Genomic DNA, 15,342 nt, shown 5'->3' with positions numbered 1-15,342 from the left:
AAACCCGAGTTCGGGCCATTCCTGGCCGAGTCAGACAAGGAGGCAAAGAATGGCTGACCTGACCACTGCCGTCGAGATCGCTACCCGTGCGGTCTACGAGGCGGAGCGCGGCCAATACTCGGAGCCGTGGGAAGAGTTCACCCCAATCCAAAAGCACTTGTGGAAGAACCACGTAGGCCCAGCAGTCATCGCTCTGCATGAGGCCGGAATGCTCAAGGAGGCAACCGATGGCTGACTATCCGAAACCGCGCCACATAACCCGCGATGAACTTCTTGTGGAAGCGGAAACACTCATCAACGGTGACCGCGCAGAAACTTACGGGAGCGCCGCCGAGAACTTCGCCAGGGTCGCAGCGCTCTGGACAGTCGTACTCGGAACACCAGTCACCGCAACCCAAGTAGGTTTATGCCTCCTCGAGTTAAAAGTGGCACGCGCGATCACAGCACCAAACCACCGCGACTCCTACGTAGACGCGGCAGGCTACATCGCACTCACTGGGGAGATTGCCTTGAATGAAGATTGATTTCCTGATTCACCGCGATCTTGTCCTCACCTCGAATCAACGCTTGCATCCGCAAGTGAAAGCTAAGAAAACGAAGGCCCAGCGCACACTCGCCAAGAGTGAAGCTCAGGGCCTTCGTGGTCCCCAACCATGTCGTGTGATCGCGTGGCTGGCATTCCCAGACCGGCGACGCAGGGACGCCCCGAACTGGTGGCCCACCATCAAAGCACTCATGGACGGCCTAGTCGATGCAGGCGTATGGGACGACGACAACTCACGGATCATTCAAGGCCCAGACCACCGCATCCTCGACTACACCATCGAACGCGGCCACGTCTATGTGTGCCTCGAAATCACTCACCCCGAACTTGCGGGCTGACCTTACACACCCCCACACGGGGGTGCGTTTGGTGAACCCACAACAAACCACCCACTCACAAAGGAACCGCGATGACTACTTTGTATGACCAGACGAAACCGGCGACCGTCCCCGTAACGAACACCTTGTTCTTGCACCAGCCGAACAGTGACGAGGAGAAAGCCCGAGCGCTCGCACTCCTCGAACGGACCGGCAACCTCGACCTACGAGAGGCACTCGGACTATGACCACAGCATGGGAACGCACAGACCGTCCGAAGCCGCCCACGATTTTCTCAATCCAATACGGATGGGGATACATGCGTCAGCACCACGTCCACAGTGTTTGGCGGTCACGCTGCAGAGACATCTGGCACGTCGACGGCCCACGCTGCCTGTCCGGCCCCGAGTTCCCCACCTTCGCCGAAGCAATCGCCTACGCGCAAGCACAAGCAAGAAAGGACACCCCGTAATGGCCTGGTTCAAGGTCGATGACACTTTCCACTCATCCCGAAAAATCTTGTCCATCCCCTCCAGATACCGGTTCGCAGCCATCGGACTATGGACCATCGCCGGGTCTTGGTCCGCGTCCGAACTCACCGACGGGCACATCCCCGACTACATGTTGAAGGCGTGGGGAGCGACCGAAAAGACCGCTCAAGCTTTAGTGGATGCGGGCCTTTGGACACGCACGCAAGGCGCGTATGAGTTCCACGCGTGGCTTACGTACCAGCCGAGTAAGGCTCACGTAGAGGCCGAACGAGACGCGAGTAAGGCTCGCATGAGGGCCATGCGCGCCTCACGTAAAAAGCAAGAACCGCTAGAACAAGCCGATACTGAGGGGCTGTTCGGGCGAACAAATCCGAACGGGTACGAAAATGTTCGTAACCCCGACCCGACCCGACCCGACCAAGTATCTAAAGATACTTCTATAGATAGGCAGCCCAAGCAGATAAACAGACCCCTACCCGCCGACTGGACACCCACCCTAGAACACGAAGAACGCGCCCACGAATACGGGCTAGACCTCAACCGTGAAGCAATCAAGTTCCGGGCCCACGCCGAAGAAAAAGCACGCCTAGCAAAAAACTGGAACGCAGCCTTCACACGCTGGCTCACCAACGCCCGCGAATACGCAGACCGCGACAACCGAACCCGCACACCAAACGGTGGCGGGTTTTCTCGTCCTTCCATCGACAGGCAAGGCGACCTACTCAAGCAGGAACGCGCCCGCATCCTCGAAGAAATGAACCAGCAACCCAGATTGGAGATCAACCCGTGAACAAACTCGAAGCGTCCGACATCGTCACGTACCTGAACCGCACCGGCAACCTATGGGCCATGGAAGGACAAGCCGACGCATGGGCTGACGCACTCGATGACGTGGACGGCGCTATCGCCTTCCAGGCAGCACGCGAGATCGCACGCACACGCGCATCCACCGAGAAAGCCATGACACCCGGTGACATTCGCAAGCACGTCGAGCAGATCCGCCGCCAACGCTTGCAAGGCGCACCATCACCTCAACCACCATCGGAGCTTGAAGGTGACCCTGCGCGTGAGAAGCGGTGGACGAAACTCCGCGCCTACGCGATCGGGAACGGCATGCCGCATGCGGAGGCGGACCGGTACGCGGACCACCACATGCAAGTGGTGCGCGCCGAACTGCCCACAGTGGCCCGAAACGTCACAATAGCGCCTCCCCCGCGCCCGTAAACCCCGTCAAGCATAAGAAACCCATCCACACCCACACAAGCGCCCCACAGGGCGCTTTCTACGTTTCAAGGAGACCCAACATGAACCACGCACAAGAAGCCATCGAATGGCTGGAAGACGCCCCCGCGGAACACCACAAGGGCGACATCAACCGCGCAAACCTCTGCGTGGCAATGGCACAAGCCCAAGCGACCCTAGCCCTCGCCCAGCAACAACGCATCGCAAACATGATTGCGTTCTTGGAATACGCCGACGGAGACACCTACGAACCACAGTGGCAAGCCATCAACGAAGCCCTCAAGCTAGGAGACCCCACATGAACTACACGCCCACCACCAAGCAAGTGCGCGATGTGTACGCGTATGCGCAGACATACCGAGACTTCGACCGCTGGCACGCGGAAGAAATCCGCAAAGCCAAAGCCCAAGCACTCGAAGAAGCCGCTGAGTTCTTAAGCCGGGCGGGTGTCCTCTGGCACGGTGACTCAGGCGTGACAGTGCGCGAAGGCTGGAACGACCACACGAAAGGCGCGAAACTCACGGACTGGCTCCGCGACCGCGCGCAACGAATCAAGGAACAAGGAGCCAGCCTTGGTTAACATGATCGGCTTCAGTCGAAAATCACCATTCGAGTACGCCAACACGGCATCATTCGGAGACGAAAGCTGGTGGCTCACAATACGCAGTCGGAACGGGGTCACAGCAGCACACACGCCCTGCGCACGCTTGGTCTTGACCCCAGAAGATGACCCCGCATGCTGGATTAACGACGGACACTCAACCGGCATTCAAATCATGGCGAGATCAATACTCAAGAAAATACCGAGCGGCACCTACACGAGCAGCGAGATTTCCGCCGCTCTAGGAATCCGAGAAACCGCACGCGCACAACACCAGACCCCAACACCCAAGTTCAAGGAGGAAGCATGATTTCCCCAAGCGACTACCTGTACACGCTGCGAAACGAAGCACTAAGAGTCCTTGAAGAACTCTCCCCCGCCATCGAAAAGGCTCAAAACCTCATGGAAACGCTAGAAAAGATCGCAGACGACTGCGAAGACGCAGCACAACTTGTCGCGTCCAGCGACATAGAACCCAACTCACGCGCAGACACACCTACCAGATCAGGACTCACCCGTAAAGGAGACCCCACATGAACTACACGCCCACCACCAAGCAAGTGCGCGAGTGGTACACGCACCGAAACGGTGAAGGCTTCTACGCGAAACGACTACGGTCGCGTGCGCAGGAGTTCGACCGTTGGCTGGCCGAGCACGACCGGGAAGTGAAAGCCCAAGCACTCGAAGAAGCCGCCGACGACGTGTGGGCACAGTTCGGGCCTACCGTCATGGGGCCGGGAGACCTCGATGACGTGTACTTCCCAGAATGGCTCCGTGCCCGCGCACAACAACTCAAGGAGGAAGCATGAGCAAGGAACCTTGTTTCGACATGCTGTACTGCGACAGTGTCTCGGGATGTTTCGTGAACACTTTTGAGTACGGCTACACCGGCAATTGTCCCGGATGCGGTTCACGTGGCCGATACCTCGCCGGGGAGCAGAAAGGCGAGGAAGCATGAGCCGCTATGACATTGACTGGTCCCTAACGCGCAACTGGATCTCTGGAACGCTCAACCGCAAGAACCGCTTCACCGTCACTTTCCACCTACCAGAAGGCGACGTCTCTGCAACGAGCAGCACAAAACACGGTGCATGGGCGGGAGCCGTCCTTGCGTCCAGGCTCATCCTCGGATACGCGGTGGACACTCCCAACCCCTACCAGGAGGAAGCATGATCGCCCCGCAACGTGTCCAGCGCCGCCGCACCAAAGGCTGGCGCATGCCCGAAAACACCATCTACGTGGGGCGTGGCAGTAGGTGGGGAAACCCGAAAGCCCTTGAAACGCGGGCGCTATCCGCTGATTGGTACCGCCGCGTAGTCGGAGGGCAGCGCCGAACCGAATGGTATTCGTGCGACGGGCCAATGCCCACGCATGACGCAATCCGTGCCGAGCTTGCAGGGAAAAACCTCGCCTGCTGGTGCCCGCTCGACCAGCCATGCCACGCAGACGTACTACTCGAACTCGCCAACCAGGAGACAGCATGACTATCCCAGCAGAAGCCGTTAACGCGGGTGCGGCAGCAATCGACTACTGGCTATGCGAAAACGACCAGAGCATCGAACTCAGCAGCCAGATTCGTGACATGTTCACAGAAGGCCTCACTGCTGCACTGCCCGCACTCGAACGGCAGATCAGGGAACAAGTGGCACGGGAGATTGAGGCCCGGATCGTCATGGAGTTTGACGAGTTCGACGTGATCTCCAATATCACTGCCCGCGATTATGCACGCCTAGCACGAGGAAAGGAACAACCATGAGCACGCCACGCCCCGACCACTGCTGCGGCAACTGCCCCGAGCTCGCACGCGGCGGATATGACTGCACCTGCCTTCACACATCCGCCTGCCCCAACTATGAACCCAACCCCATCAAGCGCTGGTGGAAAGGACGCAAACAGTGATCACACCACGCGAACAACTCGTGGAAATCCTAAACAGCCCACAGCACGCACCCGAAAGTACCCATAGTCGCGCAGACGGCTCGTGCTCAGAGTGCCCGTGGCCGTTACATGCTCTGCCGCCAGACCGCATCGCCGACGCGATCATCGCCGCCGGATGGACACCACCCATACCCGAAACCAACAACCCGGCCACGGAGAACTAACCATGAAAGGCAAAGTCTGGAAAGACCGCGACACCTGGCACTACATCGTCACCCAAGGCAACCGAATCATTGCCGCAGACAACACCGGAGCATGGCGCCCAATGTTCGACCAATGCCACACCAAAGTCGGCGCCTTTCGAGAAGTCGCACGAACCGGCCACCACATCGAGAAAACCTACGAACAGCTCGTAGACGAAATCAACTAGGCCCGCCCCAACAAGGCGGGCCTTCTCATGCCCGGTCGGTCTTAATCCAAAGGAGGCGCTCACCCTCAACAAGCGACGCCTCCGCCGCAGCCTTCGCACTCACATAATCAGCGCCGGTGTACGTCCGCTCAACCGACCCAGAACCCGTCTCAACCATCACCACAATATCCATACCCCACACCCTAGCCCGCCCCAGTGCGGGCTTACGCATACCCCAAGGAGCACCAATGACCGCAGAACTCGCCGCCATGTGGCAAACCATCCACGAAGCCTACCCATACGCCAAAACCTCCATCGAAAAAAGCAACACCCCCGCCGACGGGATGCCACACGCGCCCAGCGACCCACGCAAAACCCCCGTCAACCTCACCGCACTCTCATGGACCGAAATGACCGACCGCCTCGCCGCGAAATGGGGCCACACCATCACCACCATGCCCACCAGCGTCACCGAGCTCTACAACAACCTCGGACCCGCAGACCAACTCGACCTACAAACCGACACCTGGACTATCCACAACCAAGCCCACCAATGGCTCCCAGCACACATCACCGCCGCACGACTCACCATCGAACAATGCGCCGGCCACCACTGCACCACCATCGAAGAACTCGCCTGGGTACTCAACACGCTCGGACACCCCAAACCCCAAGGCACACTCCGACGCTGGGCAACAGAAGGCCACCTCACCAAAACCCCAGCCGGCTACCCACTCACCCAAGCACTCGAAAGAATCAACGCATAATGCGTGTTGTGCTAGACAAACTAGAACACCGAGCACTATAGTTTCTAGTGTCGGCATTCTGTAACCACAACCGACCAACACCCTCAAGACCCGCCACACGGCAGGGTCTATTTTCATGCCCACACACAGGGCATCGACTGACTGCCGTAAGCAGTCACACGGGACTCTAGACGAATCGGAAGAGTCAGGGGCCTTAGCGCTCGCAATGCAGGTTCGAACCCTGCGAGTCCCACCACACGTCACGAACCCGTGACATCACCCCCATGTCACCACACCGTGACACCACACCATTCCCTCACCCGCCACCAAACCAACGATGCCAAGGCGCAGAGCGAGGGAACACCCATTAACACCCCACCCCACACCGGACCGGGGCACATAAGGGCAGGCCACCCCACGGCACACAACCCACCCGACACCACCCGACATAAGCCAACCCCACACCAAACACCCAACAACACCAGGGGCAACCACACCAGGCAACACACCACCCCAAACAACACCGGGCACCAACCACCCCACACCCACCCCACACAAACACCCAGGGAGAACCAATGGCCACCTCCCGCACCGGCACCACCAAATGGCTCAAGCTCCGCCAACAAGCACTCAGACAAGCACAACGCAACAACCAAACACGCTGCCTCGAATGCAACATCGAACTCAACTACCAACAAGGTCTACAACCAAACAGCGCAGAACCCGACCACAAAATCGAATGGGCCAAAGGCGGCACAGACACACTCGACAACCTCCGCATCATCTGCAGACGCTGCAACCAAAAACGCGGAGGACAAACAGGCAGACGCAAACAGCTCGCCAACCGAAAGCGCCAGCAAACACAAAGTTTGCAACCCAAAACAGTAATACAATGGTAAAACCCTGAAACACGAAGCAAGCAGGCGCCCCAACCCCCTCCCCCACCCAAAAGTTCGCCCCCCAGGGGCATAGCGATATATCCCCCCGAGGTTTGTTGACGTTTTGCTGGTGCGTGGTTTTGCGGGCCTTGGCGGTGCGCTGTGGCGGCTGTTGGCGCTTGGCGGGGGTGTTTTGATCCCTGGAATGCTTAGAGCGCGTTTTTCTGAACCGACATAGAGTTTCGTGACAAATCGCAGGTGAGAGCGTGTTTTCTGGTAGACTTAGGGCATGATGAAAGCCTGTGAATCGTGTGGGAGGCAGATCGAGTTGGCGGCAACTGGCCGCCCTAAGCGGTTCTGCGGTCAAACATGCCGCAAGCGTGCGTCACGCGAAAGCCAGGCTTCCCCGTTTCCCGTGGCGCTCACTAGCCGCAGGGCATGGGTTCGCGCGCAAGGTAAACGTCCTATACAGGTAGACGGCTCCCCTGCTTCATGCACGGACCCGGAGACTTGGGCTTCGTTTACCGCGGTGCAGTCGGGCGCTGGCGACGGTTTCGGGATCATGCTTGGTGACGGTTTAGGTTGCCTGGACGTGGATCACGCAACGGATGAGCAAATACGGCAGGTTGTCGCTTCCACTCCTGAGCGCATTCTGTTTGTGGAGCGGTCGATGAGCGGCGACGGTGCGCACATCTTCATCGAAGCGGATGAGGAAAGAGGGTGGCGGCGTTTCGCTGGTGGCGTGCATTTGGAGCGTTACTCGCGTCAGCGTTTCATTCGCACGACTGGGGACGTGATCAGATTTTGACAAGACTTGAAGAACTTAAACGCGCCAAGGAATTGGCGTGGGAATCCATAAAAGAGGCACCTGCTGACAAGCGGGGGCCTCTTTTTTCGCAGTGGCGTGCGCTCTCGGCAGAGATTGCGCAGCTTGAAGCGGAAGAAGAGCCTGCTGAGAAGGGAACGGTGCTCGATGAACTCAAGAAGCGCCGTGAACTTCGGGGTGCAAGAACCGCGGGTTAGTCTCCATCCAAAGGCAGTTGATTTTGCTGATGCTGAGGAAGCGGTCGAGCTTGCTGCTGGGTATGGTCTGACGCCTGACCCGTGGCAGGAGCACGTAATCCGTGGCTGGATGGGGCGGCGTAGGGATGGGCGTCTTGCGGCTGGCCGTTGTGGTGTTGCTGTGCCGCGTCAGAACGGTAAGAACGGTTCTGTTGAGATTGTGCAGTTGCACAAGATGGTGATGCAGGGTCGGAAGATTCTACATACTGCGCATGAGGTTAAGACTGCGCGTAAGGCTTTCCTTCGTTTGGCTTCGTTTTTTGAGAATGAGCGGAAGTATCCGGAACTCGCGGAGCTTGTGAAGGAGATTCGTAAGACGAACGGCCAGGAAGCGATTGTGCTTCGCAATGGCGGTTCGTGTGAGTTTGTGGCTAGGTCTCGTGGTTCGGGTCGCGGCTATACGGTCGATGACTTGTTTTGCGATGAGGCTCAGGAACTCACGGATGAACAGCTTGAGGCTTTGCTTCCAACTATTGCTGCGGCACCTTCTGGTGATCCGCAGCAGTTTTATTTGGGGACGCCTCCGGGCCCGAACTCGAACGGTGAAGTGTTTTCTCGTGTTCGTAAAGAGGGTGTGCTGGGTAAGGATAAGCGCTTGTCTTGGGATGAGTGGTCGATTCCGGATGAGGCTCATGAGCAGGAGGCTCTCAAGAATTGGCGTGAGTATGCGGCGGCAACGAATCCTGCGCTTGGTTTTCGTTTGAACATTACGACTGTCGAGGACGAGAAGAACGCGATGAGCCCAGAGGGGTTTTGTCGTGAGCGTCTTGGCCGGTGGGATCAGGCGGGCCGCGGAAATGCTGCGTTTGATGTGAGCCAGTGGGAGCGTCTTGTTGATTCTGATCCGTCTGGTGACGGGAAGCGTGTTTTTGTTGCGCGGTTTGCTGTGGATGGTTCTGGGGTCGCGCTTGCGGCTGCGGTGAAGCCTTCTACTGGTGTGCCGCATGTTGAGGCTATCCGTTGGGCTCCGTCATCTGAGGGCACGGGGTGGCTTGTTGATTGGCTTGTTGAGCGGTGGCGGACGGCTTCTCAGATTGTTGTTGAGGGTAAGTCGGGTGTCGGGTTCTTGCTGTCTGCGTTGCGTGATGCGGGGGTTCCTGCACGGGTGGTGTGGACGCCGAATGTTGGGCAAGTGACTGCCGCGCATTCCTCGTTTTATGAGGCTGTGGCGAATGGCGCTGTAACCCATTCTGGGCAGACAGAACTTGATGTTCAGGTGGCGGATGCGGCGAAGCGAAAGATTGGCCAGGATGGCGGGTTTGGTTGGGCTCCGATGAGTGAGGGCGGTTCTGTCGCGCTCTTGGATGCTGTGACTCTCGCGTTCTGGGGCGTGCATGAAACGAAACGTAAGCCTTCGGGCGGAGGGAAGGGGGTGACTCTTCTGTGAGTGATATGTTCCCTGTTCGGTCCATTGGGCTGAGCATTGAAGAGCAGCAGTTATTCTCTAGCTTGCTGGATGTTTGGAATAAGAAGCGCGGGAAGAACGCGTTGCTGTCGGTCTACTATGACGGGCACCGGGCTTTTCACGATCTGGGGATTTCGATTCCTCCGCAGATGAAGAATGTTCGGGCGGCGTTGGGTTGGCCGGCTAAGGGCGTTCGAACTTTGGCGCGCAAGCACCAGTTCGAAGGTTTCGCTCTTAATGGTCAGGGTGATGCTTTCGAGGTTGACGGGCTGCTTGAGCAGAACAATTTCGGGCTTGAACTTCCTCAGGCGATCAACTCTGCATACAAGCATGCGGTGTCATTTATTACGACGACAAAGGGCGACCCGACGGCTGGGGACCCTGATGTGGTGATCCAGGCACGTGATGCGGAGTGGACTTCTGCACTGTGGGATATGCGCCGTCGTGAGATTAAAGCGGCATTGGCTATCACTGCTGCAGATGACTATAAGAATCCGACTGCGGTAACGCTGTACTTCCGGGATTCTGTTGTTACTGCTGAACGCCGTTTCGGCGTGTGGAAGGTTGTGCTGAGGCAGGCGAACCCGACTGGACGTGTTCTTGTTGAGGCGTTCGTTAATGATCCGCAGATTGGCCGTCCGTTCGGTTACTCGCGCATTACGCGTGAGGTTCGTTATCTGACGGATGCTGGTATCCGTAACTTGGTTCGCACTGAGGTTTCAGCTGAGTTCTTTGCTTCTCCGCAACGGTATGTTCTGGGGGCGAAGGAGGACGCATTTAATGATGTTGACCGGTGGTCTGCGGTCATGTCGCGCGTCCTTGCGTTGGATCTGAATGAGGAGGGCCAGAAGCCAGAGGTTGGTCAGTTCTCGCAGATGACTATGGGCCCGCACCTTGAGCAGTACCGGCAGTTGGCACAGAACTTTTGCTCTGAAACTGATCTGCCCGCATCTGCCGTTGGTTTGTTTGCGGATAACCCCGCTTCTGCTGAGGCTATGCAGGCTGCGGAAGCGCGGCTAAGTGACCTTGGCGAGTATCAGTGGCGTGTGTTCAGGCATCCTCTTAAGAGGCTGGCACAGAACGTTGTGATGCTGCGTGACGGGCTATCTGAGCCGCCTGTGGAGTCTTGGAAGATGGACGTGAAGTGGACTCCATGCCGTTACGTTTCGCCGCAGGCTTCGTCTGACTACATTACGAAGGTTGTGGCTGCTCTACCAAGGGTTGCTGAGACTACTACTGCGTTGCGTCGTGCTGGGTTTACCCAGGAAGAGATTAACGAGATGCAGGCAGAGTGGCGTAAGGCTGGCGCTGGGTCGATCTTGGATCGTGTCCTTGCTGATCGTGGTGCGGCTGCTTAGGTGGTAGCGAATGACGACCAGGAGTGATGTAAACAGGCTGGTGGCGGTGAATCGTCGGCTTGTGGAGATGGCTAAGGCTGATCTTCGCAAGCTGGTCGATTCGCTGGACTTGTCGCGGCCCGAGATGGTGCGTGACCTTCTGATGGAAGTTGTGCCTGCGCTTGTGTCCGAGTATGGCGAGGTTGCCGCTGCGGCGGCTGCTGAGTGGTATGAGGAAACGAGGTCATTGCAGGAGTCTGGTGCGTATTTGGCTACGGTCGGTGGCAGGGTGCCTGATGACGCTGTTTTGGGGTCTGTCAGGTGGGCTGCCGGCGACTTGTTCACTGATGATGCGATGGCTGCGTTCTCCAAGATCGAGGGCGCTATGCAACGGCATATCTCGTATTCGTCTCGGGAAACTGTGCGCCGGAATGTTGAGGCGGACCCGGCTAAGCCTCGGTTTGGTCGTGTCCCTTCTGGCCCGTCCACGTGTGCTTTCTGCGGGATGCTTGCGAGCCGAGGTTTCGTGTACGCGACCGAAGTTGCTGCAGGTGACATTGGGCGCGGTGTTGGCGATGACTTTCACGATGATTGCGACTGCCAGGTTGTGCCCGAGTGGGATTCGGAATCGCACCACATAGAGGGATACGACCCGGACGCGCTTTATGACGTGTACTTGAAGGCCCGCGAGCAAGCAGGCTCAGGGGACCTCAAGGACATTGCCGCGGAGATGCGGCGACTCGAACCCGACCTCTTCACGGACGGCGTTCACAAACACTAACCCTTCACCGAACGGTGAGGGGTTTTCTTATGCCCATTTGCCCCTAGCCGCACGGCGTCATAGGGGCTGTCCCGCACGGGAAGAAGGAAAACCATATGAGTGACGTAGAGATTGGCACCGCAACCATCGAGGTTACTGAGTCTGCACAGGCGAAGGAAACCGATTGGGTCGCTGAGTCTCGTAAGTGGGAAAGCCGCGCGAAGGAAAACAAGTCTGCGCTGGCGGCGAAGGATGCAGAGCTTCTCACTTTCAAGGACAAGGCCACGACGCTTGAAGCGCGTGTTGCCGAACTGGAGGCGGCTGCCTCCGAAGTGGAGAAGCAGAACGCCCTAAGGGCTCTTGTGGCGGAGGTTGCCAAGGAGTCAGGTGTGCCCGCAGATGTTCTACGCGGATCCACTCGCGAGGAATTGGCCGCTCATGCGGAAACCCTCAAATCACTCATTAAGCCTGCAGGGCCGGTTGTTTCCGGGGCAGGTGACACCCCCGAAGCGGGCGGTGATGACGCAGAACGAGAGTTCATTCGCGAACTCTTCGGACGAAACGACTAGGAGAAATCCACATGGCTAATGTGCTAAAGACCTCGGACATTACTGTCCCAACTCAACTGATCGACCCTTGGCTTGGCAAGGTCAAGAACGGCTCCACCATCGCGGCGCTCTCGGGTGCTCTCCCAATGAAGTTCGGTGTCGGAGAGTCCATGACTTTCGACATTGGCGAGGCGGAGTACGTGGGTGAAGGCGCTAACAAGGGCGGCTCCACCATCACTCCAACCGTGAAGACGGTTAAGCCTTTCAAGTTCCAGAAGACTGTTCGCTGGACTGACGAGGTTAAGTGGGCTGACGAGGACCACCAGCTTGGTGTTATCTCGCAGGTGCTGGACGCTATCCAGCCTGCGCTTTCGCGTGCGCTGGACTTCGGTGTTTTCCACGGAATCAACCCGACGGGTGGTACTGCGGTTGCGGCCATGACTGACAAGCTGTCGGCGACCACTAACTCAGTAACTCGCGCGGCTGGCGACAAGCCTTACGCGAACCTCGACGCTGCCGACCAGCTTGTGCTCGCGGACGGTTACGTGCCTCGCGACATTGCGGTGGACCCTGCTTTCGCTGCGGCGTTTACCACTCTGCGTGGTATCAACTCCGAGCAGAAGCTCTACCCGAACTTCACTCTCGGAACCGATGTTTCTGAGCTTGACGGTCACCGCGCGTCGGTGTCGAACACTGTTTCGGCAACTGGTGTCGCGGCTGCGCCAACGAACATTCTTGGTTTCGTTGGTGACTTCTCTGGTATCCGCTGGGGTATCCAGAAGCAGGTCGCACTCAAGATGATCGAGTACGGTGACCCTGACGGTCAGGGTGACCTGCAGCGTAACAACCAGGTTGCTTTCCGTGCCGAGGTTGTTTACGGCTGGGGTATCGCTGACCTGAACGCCTTCACGAAGATCGTCACTGCGGGGGCCTGATGGTCACTCTTATTGATCCAGTGAATGGTGTGGTTGTGGACGTTTCGCCTGAGAAGGCGGAGCGTCTTTCTGTTTCTGGGTGGAAGCGTCCAGAGAGTGCCGCGCCAGAGAAGCCGGTTCGCGGGCGTCCTAAGAAGTCTGAGTAGCAGGAGGGGTTATGGCTGACGTTGTTCCTTTTCCTTTTGCAACCGTTGACGAGCTGAAGGCACGTTGGCCTGACTTTCCTGTTGGTGGGGATGCGTTCGCTGAGGTTCTCTTGGAGGACGCATCCCAGTACATTCTCGATGTTGCGCCGAGTGCTGTAATGGCTGCTGTTGGCACTCGGCGCAGGATCGTGTGTGCTGTCGTTCGGCGTTCGATGGAGACCGACCCTGAACTGATCGGTGTGGAGTCGATGCAGCAGGGCGCGGGGCCGTATCAGGAGACGCGTAAGGCGATTAACCCGCATGGTGACTTCTATCTGACTGGTCAGGAGAAGAAAGCCTTGGGTGGCGGGCGGCAGAAGGCTTTCACGATCGATCTTCTTGCGGGGCATTCATGATCCGCGGGGAAACGGTGGTTGTGTGGTCTCCGGTTGCGGGTCCTCCTGATCCTTTCGGTGCCCCGACGGAAACGTGGGTGCCGGTAACGGTTGAGAATGTGCTGGTATCCCCTGGCCCTCGTGGGGATGTTGAGGGGTCTACACGCCCGGATGGTAAGCGGGTTGCGTGGACTCTTCACTTCCCTAAAACGTGGAGTGGCTCGTTGAAGGGCTTTGAGGTGTCTGTGCGTGGTGAGGATCGTCGCCCTGTGGTTGGTGATCCGAAACCGTACACGCCTGGCAATACGCCAACACCGTGGAATATGCCTGTGGAGTTGGAAGGCGCTGATGGCTAAGGTGCGCGTGAAGATGAATAGTGCGGGCGCTCAAGCGATCTTGAACTCCCCTGGTGTGCAGGCTGATTTGCTGGCTCGCGCTCAGGCTGTTCAGGCTGTGGCGAATAGTTTCATCGGTGACGGTGAAGGGTTTGTTGCGGACGTGCAGTCGGGTAAGAACCGTGCTCATGCGATGGTTCGCACGTCGGATGTTGTGTCTCGTCGAGCGAACGCTAAACAGAACGTTCTCTTGTCTTCTCTTGACGCGGGGAGGTGAGCGTGACTGTCAATGCTGAGCCTCTTGTTATCGCCGAGTTGAACCGCGTGAAGGGTGTCGGGTTTGCGTCCGCTGACGTTCCAGCAACGCGCCCGAAAGCGTTTGTGACTGTGGAGCGCGTAGGCGGCCCACGGGAACTGCACTTGGACCATCCCCGGCTGGCCGTCCAATGCTGGTCTGACACTCGACATAAGGCATCAGAGCTTGCTTCTGAGGTCGCTGAAATCATTAGAGAAATGGTCGTCCACCCCAATGTGGGGCGGGTGGCCATTTCTTCTATCTACAACTTCCCTGATCCATCGTCGGGAAGTGCCCGCTATCAAATGACCGTGGAGATTGTTACTCACGGCTGATGCGGGTTTGGATCTTCTCTCTTTAAGGGCGCGGCGCTTTTGAAGGGACGGCCTCAATGGCTAATAGCTCTGCAAACGTTTCTGTCGGCAAGCCTACCGCTGCTGGCGGTATCTTCTCTGGTCCGACTACTGCGACTCTTCCCGTGAATGCTACGGCTGCGCTGCCTGTCGATTTCGTTGGGCTTGGTTACGTGTCGGATGAAGGTCTGACGAATGGGATTGAAGTCGATTCCACAAACATCACTGCGTGGGGTGGCGACACGGTTCTTACTGTGACGACTTCTCGCACTGAGACTTTTGCGTGGACTTTCATTGAGACGAACGAGCTCGTGTTGAAGGAAGTTTACGGTCAGGCGAATGTTTCGAAGACTGGCACGGCGCTGACAGTGCTCCACAACGGTAAGGCGCTGCCTCGTCGCGCCTACGTTTTTGAGATTCTTCTGACTGGCAACAAGGTGAAGCGCATTGTCGTGCCTTCGGGTCAGATCACTGAGGTGGGCGAGGTTGTGTACGTGGATGGTGAGCCTATCGGTTACCCAGTCACTTTGACGACCTACCCGGATGCTGCAGGTAACACGGTGTACGAGTACATCGCGGAGATCGTCGCTCCCTGATTTAGGGGCGATCACATTCTAGGGTGGCGTGGCTATTGGAAGCCGCGCCCGCCACGCCACCCTTCATTTTGTTTTGTTGCGCGGTTTTCA

31 protein-coding genes and 1 tRNA gene are annotated in these 15,342 nt (G+C 57.8%); 31 read left to right on the top strand and 1 reads right to left on the bottom strand.

Features of this window, described 5'->3' with window-relative positions; genetic code table 11:
* The first annotated feature begins 49 nt into the window (after nt 1–49).
* The 16 genes from HGSM_RS10960 (at nt 50) to HGSM_RS10895 (ending at nt 5,503) form a co-directional block, all read left to right on the top strand.
* Nucleotides 50–235: a hypothetical protein gene (locus HGSM_RS10960; RefSeq protein WP_019148808.1), complete on the top strand. Its 186-nt coding sequence runs from the start codon at nt 50–52 to the stop codon at nt 233–235.
* Nucleotides 228–524: a DUF6378 domain-containing protein gene (locus tag HGSM_RS10955; protein ID WP_019148807.1), complete on the top strand. Its 297-nt coding sequence runs from the start codon at nt 228–230 to the stop codon at nt 522–524. The genes HGSM_RS10960 and HGSM_RS10955 overlap by 8 nt, the downstream gene beginning before the upstream one ends.
* Nucleotides 525–660: 136 nt before the next feature.
* Nucleotides 661–882: a RusA family crossover junction endodeoxyribonuclease gene (locus HGSM_RS14865; protein WP_230197539.1), complete on the top strand. Its 222-nt coding sequence runs from the start codon at nt 661–663 to the stop codon at nt 880–882.
* 71 nt (nt 883–953) lie between these two features.
* On the top strand, nt 954–1,109 hold the full coding sequence (locus HGSM_RS14465; RefSeq protein WP_019148805.1) for a hypothetical protein: 156 nt from the start codon (nt 954–956) through the stop codon (nt 1,107–1,109).
* Between the two features lie 541 nt (nt 1,110–1,650).
* A complete protein-coding gene (locus HGSM_RS14460) occupies nt 1,651–2,142 on the top strand; it encodes a hypothetical protein (RefSeq protein WP_154646335.1) in 492 nt (163 codons plus the stop codon).
* Nucleotides 2,139–2,576 carry a hypothetical protein gene (locus HGSM_RS10940; protein ID WP_019148803.1) on the top strand — a complete coding sequence of 146 codons (438 nt, stop codon included), beginning with the start codon at nt 2,139–2,141 and terminating at the stop codon, nt 2,574–2,576. The genes HGSM_RS14460 and HGSM_RS10940 overlap by 4 nt, the downstream gene beginning before the upstream one ends.
* An 80-nt stretch (nt 2,577–2,656) precedes the next feature.
* The gene (locus HGSM_RS10935; RefSeq protein WP_019148802.1) at nt 2,657–2,896 is read left to right on the top strand and encodes a hypothetical protein; all 240 of its coding nucleotides are present in this window, start codon (nt 2,657–2,659) and stop codon (nt 2,894–2,896) included.
* Nucleotides 2,893–3,174, top strand: a complete 282-nt coding sequence (locus tag HGSM_RS10930; RefSeq protein WP_019148801.1) for a hypothetical protein — start codon at nt 2,893–2,895, stop codon at nt 3,172–3,174. The genes HGSM_RS10935 and HGSM_RS10930 overlap by 4 nt, the downstream gene beginning before the upstream one ends.
* Nucleotides 3,175–3,370: 196 nt before the next feature.
* The gene (locus tag HGSM_RS14965) at nt 3,371–3,505 is read left to right on the top strand and encodes a hypothetical protein (protein WP_268257800.1); all 135 of its coding nucleotides are present in this window, start codon (nt 3,371–3,373) and stop codon (nt 3,503–3,505) included.
* Nucleotides 3,502–3,732 carry a hypothetical protein gene (locus HGSM_RS10920; RefSeq protein WP_019148800.1) on the top strand — a complete coding sequence of 77 codons (231 nt, stop codon included), beginning with the start codon at nt 3,502–3,504 and terminating at the stop codon, nt 3,730–3,732. Before HGSM_RS14965 ends, HGSM_RS10920 begins: the two co-directional genes overlap by 4 nt.
* Nucleotides 3,729–4,004 (top strand): hypothetical protein, encoded by a 276-nt coding sequence (locus HGSM_RS10915; protein WP_019148799.1) that lies wholly within the window; start codon nt 3,729–3,731, stop codon nt 4,002–4,004. Before HGSM_RS10920 ends, HGSM_RS10915 begins: the two co-directional genes overlap by 4 nt.
* A 145-nt stretch (nt 4,005–4,149) precedes the next feature.
* Nucleotides 4,150–4,368, top strand: a complete 219-nt coding sequence (locus HGSM_RS10910; RefSeq protein ID WP_019148797.1) for a hypothetical protein — start codon at nt 4,150–4,152, stop codon at nt 4,366–4,368.
* Entirely contained in the window at nt 4,365–4,679 is a 315-nt protein-coding gene (locus tag HGSM_RS10905) for a DUF4326 domain-containing protein (RefSeq protein WP_019148796.1), read from the top strand. Before HGSM_RS10910 ends, HGSM_RS10905 begins: the two co-directional genes overlap by 4 nt.
* Nucleotides 4,676–4,951 carry a hypothetical protein gene (locus HGSM_RS10900; protein WP_019148795.1) on the top strand — a complete coding sequence of 92 codons (276 nt, stop codon included), beginning with the start codon at nt 4,676–4,678 and terminating at the stop codon, nt 4,949–4,951. The genes HGSM_RS10905 and HGSM_RS10900 overlap by 4 nt, the downstream gene beginning before the upstream one ends.
* Nucleotides 4,948–5,094 carry a hypothetical protein gene (locus tag HGSM_RS14455; RefSeq protein ID WP_154646334.1) on the top strand — a complete coding sequence of 49 codons (147 nt, stop codon included), beginning with the start codon at nt 4,948–4,950 and terminating at the stop codon, nt 5,092–5,094. The genes HGSM_RS10900 and HGSM_RS14455 overlap by 4 nt, the downstream gene beginning before the upstream one ends.
* Before the next feature lie 205 nt (nt 5,095–5,299).
* Nucleotides 5,300–5,503, top strand: a complete 204-nt coding sequence (locus HGSM_RS10895) for a hypothetical protein (protein WP_019148794.1) — start codon at nt 5,300–5,302, stop codon at nt 5,501–5,503.
* A gap of 25 nt (nt 5,504–5,528) precedes the next feature.
* On the opposite strand, the gene HGSM_RS14450 is transcribed toward HGSM_RS10895, so the two are convergent.
* Nucleotides 5,529–5,675: a hypothetical protein gene (locus HGSM_RS14450; protein ID WP_154646333.1), complete on the bottom strand. Its 147-nt coding sequence runs from the start codon at nt 5,673–5,675 to the stop codon at nt 5,529–5,531.
* Nucleotides 5,676–5,730: 55 nt separating this feature from the next.
* On the opposite strand from HGSM_RS14450, the gene HGSM_RS10890 reads away from it, so the two are divergent.
* The 15 genes from HGSM_RS10890 to HGSM_RS10830 all read left to right on the top strand — a co-directional run bounded on the left by HGSM_RS10890 (nt 5,731) and on the right by HGSM_RS10830 (nt 15,252).
* Nucleotides 5,731–6,249 carry a hypothetical protein gene (locus tag HGSM_RS10890; protein ID WP_019148792.1) on the top strand — a complete coding sequence of 173 codons (519 nt, stop codon included), beginning with the start codon at nt 5,731–5,733 and terminating at the stop codon, nt 6,247–6,249.
* A 160-nt stretch (nt 6,250–6,409) separates the two neighbouring features.
* Nucleotides 6,410–6,484, top strand: a tRNA-OTHER gene (locus tag HGSM_RS10885).
* Nucleotides 6,485–6,803: 319 nt separating this feature from the next.
* Nucleotides 6,804–7,127 carry an HNH endonuclease gene (locus HGSM_RS14170; protein ID WP_081581446.1) on the top strand — a complete coding sequence of 108 codons (324 nt, stop codon included), beginning with the start codon at nt 6,804–6,806 and terminating at the stop codon, nt 7,125–7,127.
* A 268-nt stretch (nt 7,128–7,395) separates the two neighbouring features.
* Nucleotides 7,396–7,914 carry a bifunctional DNA primase/polymerase gene (locus tag HGSM_RS15085; protein ID WP_407635113.1) on the top strand — a complete coding sequence of 173 codons (519 nt, stop codon included), beginning with the start codon at nt 7,396–7,398 and terminating at the stop codon, nt 7,912–7,914.
* A complete protein-coding gene (locus HGSM_RS14650; protein WP_195891397.1) occupies nt 7,827–8,129 on the top strand; it encodes a hypothetical protein in 303 nt (100 codons plus the stop codon). The genes HGSM_RS15085 and HGSM_RS14650 overlap by 88 nt, the downstream gene beginning before the upstream one ends.
* Nucleotides 8,080–9,555 (top strand): hypothetical protein, encoded by a 1,476-nt coding sequence (locus HGSM_RS10870; protein ID WP_081581445.1) that lies wholly within the window; start codon nt 8,080–8,082, stop codon nt 9,553–9,555. The genes HGSM_RS14650 and HGSM_RS10870 overlap by 50 nt, the downstream gene beginning before the upstream one ends.
* Before the next feature lie 5 nt (nt 9,556–9,560).
* On the top strand, nt 9,561–10,931 hold the full coding sequence (locus tag HGSM_RS10865; protein WP_230197550.1) for a phage portal protein: 1,371 nt from the start codon (nt 9,561–9,563) through the stop codon (nt 10,929–10,931).
* A gap of 10 nt (nt 10,932–10,941) precedes the next feature.
* Complete coding sequence (locus HGSM_RS10860) at nt 10,942–11,691, top strand: VG15 protein (protein ID WP_019148787.1); 750 nt, start codon at nt 10,942–10,944, stop codon at nt 11,689–11,691.
* Nucleotides 11,692–11,786: 95 nt separating this feature from the next.
* Complete coding sequence (locus HGSM_RS13850) at nt 11,787–12,239, top strand: hypothetical protein (RefSeq protein WP_019148786.1); 453 nt, start codon at nt 11,787–11,789, stop codon at nt 12,237–12,239.
* Nucleotides 12,240–12,250: 11 nt separating this feature from the next.
* Complete coding sequence (locus tag HGSM_RS10850) at nt 12,251–13,153, top strand: phage major capsid family protein (protein WP_019148785.1); 903 nt, start codon at nt 12,251–12,253, stop codon at nt 13,151–13,153.
* The gene (locus tag HGSM_RS14445; RefSeq protein WP_154646332.1) at nt 13,153–13,299 is read left to right on the top strand and encodes a DUF7302 family protein; all 147 of its coding nucleotides are present in this window, start codon (nt 13,153–13,155) and stop codon (nt 13,297–13,299) included. Before HGSM_RS10850 ends, HGSM_RS14445 begins: the two co-directional genes overlap by 1 nt.
* Before the next feature lie 11 nt (nt 13,300–13,310).
* Nucleotides 13,311–13,694, top strand: a complete 384-nt coding sequence (locus HGSM_RS10845; protein WP_019148784.1) for a hypothetical protein — start codon at nt 13,311–13,313, stop codon at nt 13,692–13,694.
* 327 nt (nt 13,695–14,021) lie between these two features.
* Nucleotides 14,022–14,285, top strand: a complete 264-nt coding sequence (locus tag HGSM_RS10840) for a hypothetical protein (RefSeq protein WP_019148783.1) — start codon at nt 14,022–14,024, stop codon at nt 14,283–14,285.
* Between the two features lie 2 nt (nt 14,286–14,287).
* A complete protein-coding gene (locus HGSM_RS10835; protein ID WP_040595119.1) occupies nt 14,288–14,638 on the top strand; it encodes a hypothetical protein in 351 nt (116 codons plus the stop codon).
* 56 nt (nt 14,639–14,694) lie between these two features.
* Nucleotides 14,695–15,252, top strand: coding sequence for a phage tail tube protein (locus HGSM_RS10830; RefSeq protein ID WP_019148781.1), 558 nt, complete (start codon nt 14,695–14,697; stop codon nt 15,250–15,252).
* Nucleotides 15,253–15,342: the final 90 nt, after the last annotated feature.

The sequence above is a fragment of the Timonella senegalensis JC301 genome (genome assembly GCF_000312125.1).
Taxonomy (GTDB): Bacteria; Actinomycetota; Actinomycetes; order Actinomycetales; family Cellulomonadaceae; genus Timonella; species Timonella senegalensis.
The sequence above is the reverse complement of the archived record's forward strand: the minus strand, read 5'-3'. Positions and strand labels throughout refer to the sequence as shown.